Below are 12363 nucleotides of genomic sequence, written 5' to 3' on the forward strand. Positions count from 1 at the left end.
GCCATCGTAGACGAGGGCGGTCGGCAGCGCATTCTTGTCTGGGACGAATGACGCAGCAGGAAGGGGACCGTCGCATGGCGGAAGACGCGTTTTATTCCTATGAACCCGCTGCCGGGCATGGCTTGGCGCATGACCCATTCAACGCCATCGTCGGCCCCCGACCGATCGGCTGGATTTCATCGGTGGACGGCGGCGGCCGCCTCAACCTGGCGCCCTACAGCTTCTTCAACGCGTTCAATTATCATCCGCCCATCATCGGGTTTTCCAGCATCGGCTGGAAGGACACCGTGGCCAATATCGCCGAGACCCGCGAATTTGTCTGGAACCTGACGACACGCGACCTGGTGCGCCAGATGAACGTCACCTCGGCTGCCGTCGCGAAGGGACAGAGCGAGTTCGACCTGGCGCGGCTCGCGCGGCTACCGGGCCGAACGGTCCGAGTGGACAGGATCGCCCAGAGCCCCGTTCATTTCGAATGCCGGCTGACGCAGATCGTCCAGCTCCAGGGGGCGGACGGGCAGGCGGTGGAAAGCTGGCTTGTCCTGGGGGAAGTCGTCGCGGTGCATATCCGCCGCGACCTGCTGCATGACGGGATATACGATACCGCAGGTGCCGTGCCGGTGCTGCGCGCGGGACGGCAAGGGGATTACCTGGCCGTCGAACGCGACGCCATGTTCGAATTGCTTCGCCCGCGCGCGGACGACGATGTGGAGGCCCTGCTTCGCGAAAGCCGGTGAGGCGCAGGCCGGCGCGGCCTAGCGATCGGTGCGGACTGCAGCGGCCGCTATGCCAGCCTTTGGACCTCCTGCAATCGGGCCGCAAGAGCCCCGACAAAGGCGCGGACCTTGGGCGGGACCAGGCGTCGGGTCGGATAAACCGCCCAGATCGATAATGGCTCGGGCGCCCCATCGGCGAGTTCGATCGGGACCAGAAGACCCTGGCGCATCTCATCCTGCACGTACCATGTCGAAAGATTGGCGATGCCGAGGCCGCCGAGGCACGCCTGCTGCAAGGCCTCCACCGAACTGGCGGTGAAGCGGCCCGCCGCCTTTACCCGCCTGCTCCCCGAACGTGAGAAATCCCAGTGCGATGTGCCTGTAATAAGCAGGCATTGATGGTGCGCGAGGTCGGCGACCGTCCGCGGCATTCCCTGTTCCGCGAGATAGCAGGGGGCGGCAAAGAGGCCGCGCGGGCTCTCGCCGACACGTTGGGCGATCAGGCCGTTCTCCTGGAGCACCGCGATCCGCACCGCGACGTCGATTCCCTGCGCGACGATATCGACGATGCTGTCGCTGAGCAGAAGATCGACCCGCAGATCCGGATGCGCGCGCATCAGGTCCACGATGAGCGGCCCGAGGATCTTGCGCCCGAAGGGAAAAGAGGCGGTGACCCGCAGCACGCCCGAAATACCGTCCCCGACGGGCCTGATGCTCGCGCGGGCGATAGCGGCGTCTTCCAGCAGCATCTGGGCATGGGGCAGGAATGCTTCGCCTTCCGGCGTCAGAGCGATCGAGCGCGTGGTGCGATGCATGAGACGGACGCCAAGGTCGTCCTCCAGCGCGGCAAGCCGGCGCGTGGCAACCATCGGCGAGAGGCCAAGCCGACGGGCAGCGGCGGCGAGGCTGCCCGTGCGTACGGCCTCGACGAGCACGGCAAGCCTTTCCAACTCCATTATATCTCCAATCGTTATGCCGATATATATCTTCGTATAACTACATCACGCATGGATATTCATCTAGATGTCGGGCTCTGGAACTGATGCCCGTGGCGCTCTCGACCTGTCCCTTGCACCACGGCCTGACTCATCGGGAGACCCGTCATGTCGACATATGCGCCAACCGCCTCGCATCCACCTGCGACCGCGACGCCCGGCACCAGAACACTCAGTCTGGGGACGACGCTTGCGATGTCGGTCGCAGCGGGCGTCGCCGTCGCGAACATCTATTACAACCAGCCGATGCTCGGCGTGATCGAACATGCGTTTCCCGGCGACATGGCGGGTCTGATCCCGACGGCCACGCAGTTCGGCTATGCGGTCGGCCTGTTCCTGCTTGTGCCGCTGGGCGACCTGATCGAGCGCAGGCGGTTGATTATCGTCCAGTTCGCCATCGTCGCGATAGCCCTGGCGGTGGCGGGCCTGGCGCCCAGTGCCGGTCTGCTGGTTCTGGCGTCGCTGCTACTGGGCATTTCGGCCACCGTCGCCCAGCAGATCGTGCCGTTCGCGGCGCATCTTTCGGCGCCCGAACGGCGCGGGGCCACCGTCGGCACCGTCATGTCGGGGGTGCTGGGCGGAATCCTGCTCAGCCGGACGCTGGCCGGCTTCGTCGCGACCCATTATGGCTGGCGCGCCATGTTCTGGCTGGGCGTGCCGATGGCGCTCGCGGCCGGGGCCCTGATGGCAGCCGGCCTGCCCCGCAGCCATCCGCAGCCGGGCCTCCGCTATGGCGCCCTGATGCGGTCGCTCGTCCATATCTGGCGCGAATTCGGCGCGTTGCGACTGGCGGCCGTCACCCAGGCGCTGCTGTTCGCCGCCTTCACGATCTTCTGGACGATCCTGGCCTTCCGGTTGCAGGAACCGCGCTTCGGCCTGGGGGCGGACGTCGCCGGCCTCTTCGGTATTGTGGGCGCGGTCGGCATCTTCGCCGCACCCGTGGCGGGACGTGTGGCGGATCGCTACGGCCCGCACCGGGTCATCGCGCTGGGCGCCGTGCTGACCTTGGCATCATGGGTAGTGTTCGGGCTGTGGACCTCGATCGCCGGCCTGGTGGCGGGTGTCATCCTGCTCGATTTCGCCGTGCAGAGCGCGCTGGTCTCGAACCAGCATGTGATCTACGCCCTGCGGCCAGAGGCCCGCGCGCGGCTCAATACCATCTTCATGGGGGCCATGTTCCTGGGCGGGGCCGCAGGCTCGGCCGTGGCGACTACGGCATGGGCCACGGCGGGATGGACCGCGGTCTCCCTGCTGGGCAGCGGGTTGGCGGCGACCGCCGTGATCCTCCAGCTTGCTAGCCTGAGACGCGGGGACTGATCATGCGCGTAGCGATCGTCGGAGGCTCCCTTGGGGGCCTTTTCGCGGCCGTGCTGCTGCGCCAGGCCGGGCACGCGGTGAGGATCTACGAGCGTTCCCACTCCGGGCTGGAAGGGCGCGGCGCCGGTCTCGTGGTCCAGGAGCAGCTTTCCTCCCTCCTGCGCCGCATCGGCCTCTCGCACGCCATGCAGGTCGGCGTCATGGCGAACGAGCGCATCTTTCTCGACCGCGCGGGCATGATCGTCGCGCGCCGGACGATGCCGCAGATGCAGATCTCCTGGGACTATCTTTACCGCGGCGTGCGCGCCCGCCTTGAAGACGGCGACTATGCGGTCGGGCGACCGGTCGTCGCGGTCGGGCAGGCGGCGGATATGGCGTGGCTGGAGTTCAGCGACGGCAGCCGGGTCTCCGCCGATCTGGTGATCGGTGCCGACGGGATCGGGTCAATCGTCCGGCCCGCCGTAATCGAGGCGGATACCGCCCCGCGCTATGCGGGCTATGTCGCCTGGCGCGGATTGATCCCGGAGACCACCCTGCCCCAAGCGGCGGCGGCAACATTGCTCGACCGCTTCGCCTTCTACACCATCCCTCGGTCACAGGCGCTGGGCTATCTCGTGCCCGGCCCCGACGGAGAGACCGATCCTGGTCGCCGGCGCTATAACTGGGTCTGGTATCGGCGGGCCGAGGACCTCGCGTCGGTGCTGACCGACAGGGATGGCCGGACCCATCCCTATTCGTTGTCGCGGGGGCATATCAGCGACGCTGCCCGCGCGGCGCTCGTCGCGGCCGGGCGGCAGCAACTCCCAACGCAGTTTCTAGAGGCCATGCTGGCGGAACCGATGCCCTTCATTCAGGCGATCTTCGATTTCGAGACCCCGAGAATGGTGCGAGGCCGCCTGCTGCTGCTGGGGGATGCCGCGTTCGTCGTCCGGCCCCATACCGCGATGGGGGTGGCAAAGGCCGCCGGAGACGCCCTTGCGTTGGTCGACGCCCTGGCCGGCGCACCGCTGGATCAGGCCTTGATCAGATATGAACGCAAGCGCCTCGTAGCCGGCCACGCGATCGCCGCATACGGCCGGAGACTGGGCGCATCGATGGGCTAACGGACAATCGACAAACCACCGCCCAATGCCCCCGTGTTTTTAGCACGGGGGCTCGCGGGCGATGGTCCAGTCGCACGGATCAGGCGGCATCCACCAGGACGATCTCGGAATCTTCCAGCGCCTTGACCCGCAAGGTTGCCGTTTCCGAAATCGCGGCGCCGTCACGGGTGTCGACCCGCACACCGTCGATCTCCACAGCCCCCGTCGAGGGTACCAGATAGGCCTGGCGTTCGGTGCCGAGCGCATATTCCGCGATCTGCCCGGCCTTCAGCGTCGCGCCCAGGACGCGGGCATCGGCGCGGATCGGCAATGCATCGGCATCGCTCTCATACCCCGAGGCCAGGGTGACGAAATGACCGGCCCGGTTCTCCCTGGGGAACGGACGCGCACCCCAGCTTGGCGCCTTGCCTTGTGCGGTGGGGATGATCCAGATCTGGAAGATCTGGGTCTCGCCGGGTTCCAGGTTGTATTCGCTGTGTGTGATGCCGGTGCCAGCGGACATCACCTGCACATCGCCGGCCTCGGTGCGGCCCTTGTTGCCCAGATTATCCTGGTGGGTGATCGCCCCCTTGCGGACATAGGTGATGATTTCCATGTCGCGGTGCGGATGGGCGGGGAAGCCCGTGCCCGGCGCGATGGTGTCATCGTTCCACACCCGCAGGTCTCCCCAATGCACGCGCTCCGGATCGTGATATCCCGCGAAGGAGAAATGATGTTTCGCCTTCAGCCAGCCATGATCGGCTCCGCCCAGGCTTGCGAATGATCTGACGTCTATCATCTGATACCTCCCGGCCCGTATTGGCCTGCTACAGGGGAAGAGATACGCCGTCGTCATCCGTATTTAAATGGAAATGAAAGAAATTCATTGGTTCCAATAATTACATTAAGCCAGGCACACGCAGCGATGACCCTTACGCATTAAAATGGCGACCATACTGTCTGCGGATACGGTGTGCGTATGGGCCGCGTCTGCGTCAAACGTTCAAACAACCATCAAAATCGACAAGAATGGGTCCGAAAACGCGTGGTAGAGATGCGCTGCGGCGCCCAACACCCATGACCTTACGGGAAAAGCTCCATCTTCATGTTGCTCGATTGTCGATCTGACTGGCGGCTATGGCCGCGCGGGCCGGTCGTCATGCTTCCATGGCACGCGCGGCTTCCGATTGTATACGAATCCTATGCCGCTCCGACTATCCAGGTGCCGGTTTCGTCAGTCATCTGGGAGAAACAAGTCTCCTGGATGGAGAGGCGAGAACGGAAGGAGTTTCTGGAGATCCTCCGTTGGCGCGCGGGCATCGAGCAGCTGGTCCTCATCCTCGGGTCCCCAAGGTAATGGCGCATGGCAAGGACGGTCGTCCTTTCGTGAATCCATCACGCGCAATCGTCCGGAAGGCTGGGCCGTCGTCGGGCACCTGTCTCTGCCGTTCCAACGCCCTTCCAGGAGCCCGTCGCCATGGTCCAGTCCGCCGCCCCTAGCAGCCCTACATCCCATCAGGAACGCATGCTGCTGCTCGGGCTGGGTCTGGCGACGGGCATGGAGTTCTATGTCGCCGATAGCATGAACCTCGTTCTGGTGGACCTGACGGGAACGCTGGGCGTCTCGCTGGACCAGGCGAGCTGGATCCTGACCACCTACAGTCTGGCGCTGTTCCTGGGCGTGCCAGTATCTGGTTGGATGGCGGGTCATTTCGGCCCCAAGCGCTATCTGATCGGCAGCGTAGCACTCTTCGCCATGGCCTCTGTCGGCTGCATGATTTCGCCGGGACTGGAGACGTTGCTGATCTGCCGGGTGGTGCAGGGGTTCGCGGCCAGCGCGCTGATCACCTGGTGGCGCAGCACGATCTATATCGTCCTGCCCAGGCCGCATCGCAGCGGCAACATGATGCGGGCATCGATCCTGTTGTCCCTGTCCAGCGCTACCGGGCTGATCGTCAGCGGGTTGATCGCCGAATATTTGAATTGGCGCTTGATCTTCGTCCCCGCTCTGCTGTTTGCGCTCGGCGCGATCTGGCTGCTGGCGCGCTATTATCCGCCCTGCCCGCCCTTCACGTCCGAGCGACTCAGAACCAGCGACTGGCAGGGCATGATTCTGCTGATGGTCGCCGTTGCGTCCTTGCAGATCCTGTTAAGCCGTGGGGAAATCGACGACTGGTTCGCATCGTCGCATATCCGGACGTTGGCATTGCTGGGCGTCGGTGCGCTGGTTCTGTTCCTGCTATGGCAGTTGCACCCCAGGAACAGGAACCCGCTCCTCCTGTTGACGGTGCTGCGGGACCGGCTGGTCTTGTCTGCGGCGGCGCTGGGTATTTTCACCGGCATGATCTTGTCCGGCAGCCTGTTCGTGCTGCCCGAATTCCTGCGCGGTGCGGCCTCCCAGACCCTCAGCGCGTCACAGGCGGGCCGGCTGATGGCTGCATATGCCGTGGCGGCAGCGGTCGTGCGCTCGGTGAGCGGCCAGCTTCTCAGCCGGACCGGCCAGCGTAAGGCGCTGGCGATCGCCATGATACTGCTGTCGGTCTCCATGCTGCTTCTGAACCGGCTGATGACGGCCGATACGCCCGCCGCCTATTACATGCCTGCCCTGATTTTGTATGGCGCCTGTCAGGCGATCTTCCTGCCCAGCGTCGGCAGCGGCACGATGTCGCGTGTCAGCGACGAGAAATTTCTCGATGGTGTTACGCTCTATATGACATTCCGGCAGTTCGGTGCGTCGCTGGGCGTGGCGCTGCTGACGATCCTGCTGGAGCAGCGAGAGACGCTGCATTCCTCACGCCTGTATGAAGCCCTGCGCGCCGGCCAGGGAACGACGGAGCAGTGGATGCGCGTGGGCGCGCAGACGCTGGCCGGCCGTGACGGCTTTACCCCGCACCGGGCGCAGGAGGGCGCGCTGGATCTGCTGGCGCATGCCGGCTGGCAGCAGGTGGAAACGCTCAGCTACGCCGACGCCTTCACGTTCATGGCGGTCATCGCCGTCATCACGCTGTTCGTCATTCCGCTGATGCCGCCGACGCCGGTGGTCAAAAAATAGCGTGGCCGCGCTCATGCGCTTTACATCTCCTTGAGGAAATCGATGAACGCCCAGGTTGCCGCTCCCGCGACGCAAGCTCCCAGCCCCCAGCCCGCCACACGCCCGAAAATGCTCGTCCTCGCGGCTGTGATCGGTGTTCTGGTGCTTGCCGGCGCGATCTACGTCTTCGTGCCAAGCTATTTCGAGGAAGAAACGGACGACGCCTATGTCGAGGCGCATATCCAGTCGGTCATTCCCAAGGTGCCCGCCTATGCGGCGCATCTCTATATCGATGACAACAGCCGGGTACATGCGGGCGACCTGTTGCTGCAACTCGATCCCCGCGATTATGAGACGCAGGTCGCCGTATCGCAGGCCGATGTCGCGGCCGCCGAGGGACGTCTGAAAGAAGCGCGTGACGAGGGCGAGGTGGCCACGACCGCCGTCCACCAGCGCCAGGCCGACCTGGAAGTCGCGCAGGCCCACGAATCCCTCGCCGACATCACGCTGAAGCGCCTGCGCAGCGTGACCGACGTGCGCGCCGTCTCTACCCAGCGCGTCGATGACGCCACCGCGCAACGACAGGCGACGCAGGCCGAGGTGCTGGCGGATCAGGTCGCGATCCAGGCCGCGCAGGCGCAGCTTGTGCTGGCGCGGAGCCACATCGTGACGGCGCAGGCGACTGTGCTGCAGGCGAAGACCCACCTCGCACAGGCGCAGTTGAACCTGTCCTATACGAGGATTTATGCCGACCGCGATGCAACTGTGGCCAACAAGCTCGTCGAGCCCGGCAATTTCGTGCAACCTGGGCAGCTTCTGTTCGTCCTGGTCCCGGACGCGCCCTATGTGGTGGCAAATTATCGCGAAACCCAGGTCACACGCATGCGTCCTGGCCAGAAAGTCCTGGTGCGGGTCGATGCGTTTCCCAAACGGTATCTCCACGGCCATGTCGATAGCCTACAGCCGGGTACCGGCTCACGCTTCGCACTGTTGCCGCCGCAGAATGCCACTGGCAATTTCATCAAGGTAGTACAGCGCGTTCCGGTGAAGATCGTCTTCGATGAACAACCCGAAATCCTGCGCCGGATTTCTCCCGGCATGTCGGTGGAGACCGAAGTGTTTTTCGGGCAGCACCCACATTGGCTCGGCCTGTTCGAATAAGAGGGCACGATGAACGCGCTGTCGTCTAGCTCGATCTCTCGCGCCCTTCTGTCCGCCTGCCTGCTGGTCGTTACCGGTGCCTGCACGGTGGGCCCCGATTATCCCCCCCCACGGTCGTCATTGCCCACCCGCTTCGCCGAAAGCACGGAAAGCCGCGCCCGCCCGCTGCCCGACGATGGTGCTGCCTGGTGGACCAGCTTCCACGATCCGGTGCTGAATCGTCTGATCGACGCGGCCCTGCAGTCCGCGCCCACGATCGCGCAAGCCAACGCCCGCGTGCGCGAGGCCCGTGCCATGGTGGGTATTTCCGGCACCGCGCTACTGCCAAATGCGAGTGCGGATGCCGCGTTCAAACGCAATCTGGGCAGCCAGAACCTGCCGGTCGGCGTGCCGCCGGGCGGCCTGGGGCGCGGCGTTCACAGCAATCTGTTCCAGGCCGGGTTCGATGCGTCGTGGGAAATCGACGTGTTCGGCGGCATACGGCGCGGCATCGAATCCAGCGACGCGGGCTATGAAGCCGCGATCGAGGATCGGCGCGACGCGATCCTGACCCTGGCCGCCGAAATCGCCCGCACCTACATGGACCTGCGCGGAATGCAGGAACAGCTGGATGTCGCGCGGCGTAACCTGGTGATCCAGCAGGACGCGCTGGCGATCACCACGGTCCAGCTCAAGGCGGGATTGGCGCCGGTACTCGATCCCCTGCGCGCGAACGCGGAGGTCGAAGGCACGCAGGCCGATATTCCAGTCTTGCAGGCGGACATTCGCGGCGCGATCTACCGGATCGGCGCGTTGGTGGGCCGCACGCCGGAAGACCTTCTGACCCAGCTTGAACAGCCACGGCCGTTACCGGCGCTGGACCCGGATCCGCCGCTTGGCCTGCCGTCGGACCTGTTGCTGCGGCGCCCGGATGTAAGTGCTGCGGAACGGCGAATTCAGCAGGAAAATGCGAAGATCGGCGTGGCGACGGCGGATTATTATCCGCATTTCTCGCTGACCGGCGTCACCGGAATCGAAAGCCTGGACGCGTCGAAATTCCTGACCGGCGCAAGCCTGTATTATCAGGTCGGTCCCTCCATGAACTGGCTGATCTTCGACGCGGGTCGCACCAGGTTCCGGATCCAGGCCGAGCAGGCCAGGACGGATCGGGCCCAGGCGACTTACCAGCAGGATGTGCTGAACGCGCTGCGTGACGTCGAGGCGGCGATGGTGACCTACGCCAAGGCCCAGATCCGCTATCGCCATCTTAAGCAGGAGCGGGAGCAGGAAGCGCGGGCACTCTCGGTCGCACGCCGCCTCTATGCCAGCGGAAATGAGAATTTCCTGACCGTACTGGATGCGCAAAGGACGCTCTATCTCGTCGAGGATCAACTCGCCAGGAGCGATCGCGACTGTGCGACGGACCTGGTCGCCCTATTCAAGGCCCTTGGCGGCGGGTGGCAGGGTACGGACCGTGGCTGAAAACCGCGCGATACGGTGACGCCCGTCCAGGCACGGCTCATGTTCTTTTCTGTCGGCGCCATGAAGCGGGACTGATGCCGACATGTTTGGAAAAGACGCGCGTCAGATGGCTTTGATCGGCAAAGCCGCAATCCAGGGCGATATGACTGATCGGCATCGTGCTCCGATGCAGCATGTCCTGTGCCTGCTTGACACGTGCGGCCAGCAGCCAACGGTGAGGCGGCAGCCCGGTACTCTCTCTGAACGCGCGCGTGAAATGGCTGACCGACAGGCCGCAACTGGCGGCGAGTTCCTGAAGCGTCGGCGGGTCCTTGATGTCCTGTCGCAGCCATTCCTGAATGCGTCGCGCCTGGCGTGGAGGCAGGGCGCCGTTATCGGGCTGGCATGGGCGTTGTAGACGACCGTACGAATGACCGATGTGCAGACAGATCGCCGCGAAGATATGTTCGAGAAAATACGCGTTCGCTTCCTCGGGGCGGGCCAGCGCAGCATCCAGGATCTGTGCCATATGGTACATGATCGGATCCACGCAGTTGACGTCCGACAGACTGTCGATTTGGTCGATCCGCGGGACGCAGAGTTCATCCGCCAGGGCGGACAGGGCCGCGATCGGAACAAAGATCATCGTGGAATTCAGGCTGTGGCCGCGCAGATCCGCATAGCAGCACGCCCGAAAATCCAAAATGCCCAGCGACCCTGCGTCAGTTGGCGGCCGCCGGCCATGTCTTTCATCGATGAAGAAGTCGAATGGCTTTCTGGGCGCGCCACTGACATTGATCACAAACATCTCCTGAATCACGTTGGGCGTGGTCCAGCCAATGTCAGCTCGCTCCGAAACGTAGCGCGCTGCCAGGGGTTGCGGCGCACCGTCCCGCATGATCGCAAGATGCTGATACGTATCAACCTTGTCTTCGACACACAGCCAAGGCTTGTCAAAATCGATCGACTTCAATGCACTTCGGTTGCAGATCAACATCGATCATTCTCCGCTCGAACGTCCATCACCACGCGCTGTGTAATACCGGAACAATTCTTATTCGCAGTTGAAGCACACAATGCACCCTGGGAATATGAAAGATTGCAGATCCTGAACTCCTAGCAATGGATAAGGAGATCACGCACCCGAGCATCAAACGAGGCTTTTGTTTTGCACCATCATGCACCCGTTAAATAAAAAACTTTATAAATATAGATATTCCATATTTTAATTGTCGCTTTTGTGCAGAATGTCGTATAGTTTCATTTGTTGCAGAGCCGGGCCAATACCCCGCATATCAAAGGTCACAATCCTGGCCACTGCATGTTACCGTAGCTATGCAAGGCAGTCTCATCGCTGTTGTGGCTCCGGAATTGGAAACCTACCAAGGTACCATTATAAGCATCATCCCGATACGAGGCAACATAGCCATAATATGCAGTTCACCTCGATGGCTTATCCAGGCGACAAATTTACGTCAGACGTGGTGCCTACAAAACTGCTGCATGCCAAGAATGACAGCAAGACATTGGGCGGGAATTCATCGGATGTGTAGCATTGATGGCGCAGAGTTGCGAGTCCCGTATGATTTTCGTCAAGGGGACATGGCCGATGCGCCAGTCCTCCTGCCATTGCCCGATGCAAATGGTCATATCCACACCATGATGCAATTCTGCCGGCGTATCTGTCCAGGCGCCCCCATCCTGGCTCCTCGATTGGACCGACTACACGCAGGGGGGGAGCCGAGACCGGATGCGACCACCGACGTCTGGGCGGATCACATCGCAGCGCTGATCGTCCGCGCCGTATCGGACCACGGCCTTGCCCTGGTTCCTATCGTCTCCGTCGGACATCGCGATAGTGCCGATCTTGGCATGTGTCTTACATTGCGGCACGGAGCCTTGTTGGGGGCAAGCATCATGCTTTCGCCTTCGACCCACCCAGCACCAGCCGGACACCACGTGTGCGACGGACTTCATGTCCTGCTGGCGCTGCCCGCCACAGAGCAGGAACACGGAAAGGTAGGGTGGCAGATTCGCAATGCCATGCTGAAAGCTGGAGCGGACGTCATTTGCGAGACCATTCCGCGACGTCATATCCTCGGACCGCTTGAAGCCGCCGTCGCCAGAGTCTTCATTGCCGCACTCTTTGGTGACAATCGCTCAAAACATGATCCTAATCGTCAATCCATGTCCTTATAGACGTCCTGCGAGGACGGGGACGGTGACACCGCGTCCACGGCCCGCATGGCTATCCACCGTACTCGCTCCTCTTGCAGTTCCCCAACCGCCGAGATGACATCTGTGGCGGCAGCCTGGAGAACCGACCGCGTTTCCCGCTGTCAGGGTAAGCGAGCAACTGACCTTGCCTGGCCCTGCCCCGAACGTGCCCTCAGTTTTGAGTTAGGGTCTGTGGGTTGCTGTATGCCTTGCTGGCGTATTGAGCGAAAGCCTCTGGCGTCATGCCATTGAGGCTGGTGTGGGGCCTAAAGGCGTTGTAGTCAGCCCGCCAGTGTCAGTGCTGGATGTAATCTCCCCAAAACGGCTGGCTGAAATTTCCCCAGTTTGACCGAGGATCGTCCTGGCGGGGGCATGCCCCCGCCAGGACGATCGTTCCCCAAATA

Annotated in this window: 10 protein-coding genes and 1 pseudogene; 7 read left to right on the plus strand and 4 right to left on the minus strand. The window is 63.1% G+C overall.

Annotated features, from left to right (window positions below):
- Positions 1–74: 74 nt before the first annotated feature.
- The gene (locus HUK84_RS00310) at positions 75–737 is read left to right on the plus strand and encodes a flavin reductase family protein (protein WP_176638407.1); all 663 of its coding nucleotides are present in this window, start codon (positions 75–77) and stop codon (positions 735–737) included.
- Positions 738–784: 47 nt separating this feature from the next.
- Here the strand turns inward: HUK84_RS00310 and HUK84_RS00315 are convergent, their stop codons facing one another.
- A complete protein-coding gene (locus HUK84_RS00315) occupies positions 785–1672 on the minus strand; it encodes a LysR family transcriptional regulator (RefSeq protein ID WP_176638408.1) in 888 nt (295 codons plus the stop codon).
- A 147-nt stretch (positions 1673–1819) separates the two neighbouring features.
- On the opposite strand from HUK84_RS00315, the gene HUK84_RS00320 reads away from it, so the two are divergent.
- Together HUK84_RS00320 and HUK84_RS00325 are read left to right on the plus strand one after the other, a co-directional pair.
- Complete coding sequence (locus HUK84_RS00320; protein ID WP_317135185.1) at positions 1820–3028, plus strand: MFS transporter; 1209 nt, start codon at positions 1820–1822, stop codon at positions 3026–3028.
- Positions 3029–3030: 2 nt separating this feature from the next.
- Complete coding sequence (locus HUK84_RS00325; RefSeq protein WP_176638409.1) at positions 3031–4131, plus strand: FAD binding domain-containing protein; 1101 nt, start codon at positions 3031–3033, stop codon at positions 4129–4131.
- 79 nt (positions 4132–4210) lie between these two features.
- Here HUK84_RS00325 and HUK84_RS00330 read toward each other — a convergent pair whose 3' ends face one another.
- Positions 4211–4909 (minus strand): pirin family protein, encoded by a 699-nt coding sequence (locus HUK84_RS00330; RefSeq protein WP_176638410.1) that lies wholly within the window; start codon positions 4907–4909, stop codon positions 4211–4213.
- A gap of 678 nt (positions 4910–5587) precedes the next feature.
- On the opposite strand from HUK84_RS00330, the gene HUK84_RS00335 reads away from it, so the two are divergent.
- Genes HUK84_RS00335 through HUK84_RS00345 form a run of 3 tightly spaced genes read left to right on the plus strand, consistent with a single transcriptional unit; the run spans position 5588 to position 9763 of the window.
- Positions 5588–7162 (plus strand): MFS transporter, encoded by a 1575-nt coding sequence (locus HUK84_RS00335; RefSeq protein ID WP_218064100.1) that lies wholly within the window; start codon positions 5588–5590, stop codon positions 7160–7162.
- 42 nt (positions 7163–7204) lie between these two features.
- Positions 7205–8302 carry an HlyD family secretion protein gene (locus tag HUK84_RS00340; protein ID WP_176638411.1) on the plus strand — a complete coding sequence of 366 codons (1098 nt, stop codon included), beginning with the start codon at positions 7205–7207 and terminating at the stop codon, positions 8300–8302.
- Between the two features lie 9 nt (positions 8303–8311).
- Positions 8312–9763, plus strand: a complete 1452-nt coding sequence (locus HUK84_RS00345) for an efflux transporter outer membrane subunit (protein WP_176638412.1) — start codon at positions 8312–8314, stop codon at positions 9761–9763.
- A 37-nt stretch (positions 9764–9800) separates the two neighbouring features.
- Here HUK84_RS00345 and HUK84_RS00350 read toward each other — a convergent pair whose 3' ends face one another.
- Positions 9801–10739, minus strand: a complete 939-nt coding sequence (locus HUK84_RS00350) for an AraC family transcriptional regulator (protein WP_176638413.1) — start codon at positions 10737–10739, stop codon at positions 9801–9803.
- A gap of 962 nt (positions 10740–11701) precedes the next feature.
- Between HUK84_RS00350 and HUK84_RS22755 the strand changes: the two genes are divergently transcribed.
- Positions 11702–11941: a hypothetical protein gene (locus HUK84_RS22755; protein WP_218064101.1), complete on the plus strand. Its 240-nt coding sequence runs from the start codon at positions 11702–11704 to the stop codon at positions 11939–11941.
- A 190-nt stretch (positions 11942–12131) separates the two neighbouring features.
- On the opposite strand, the pseudogene HUK84_RS00365 reads toward HUK84_RS22755, so the two are convergent.
- A pseudogene (locus HUK84_RS00365) lies at positions 12132–12251 on the minus strand (integrase core domain-containing protein); the annotation flags it as partial.
- Between the last annotated feature and the right edge of the window lie 112 nt (positions 12252–12363).

The sequence above is a fragment of the Nguyenibacter vanlangensis genome (assembly GCF_013376155.1).
Classification (GTDB): domain Bacteria; phylum Pseudomonadota; class Alphaproteobacteria; order Acetobacterales; family Acetobacteraceae; genus Gluconacetobacter; species Gluconacetobacter vanlangensis.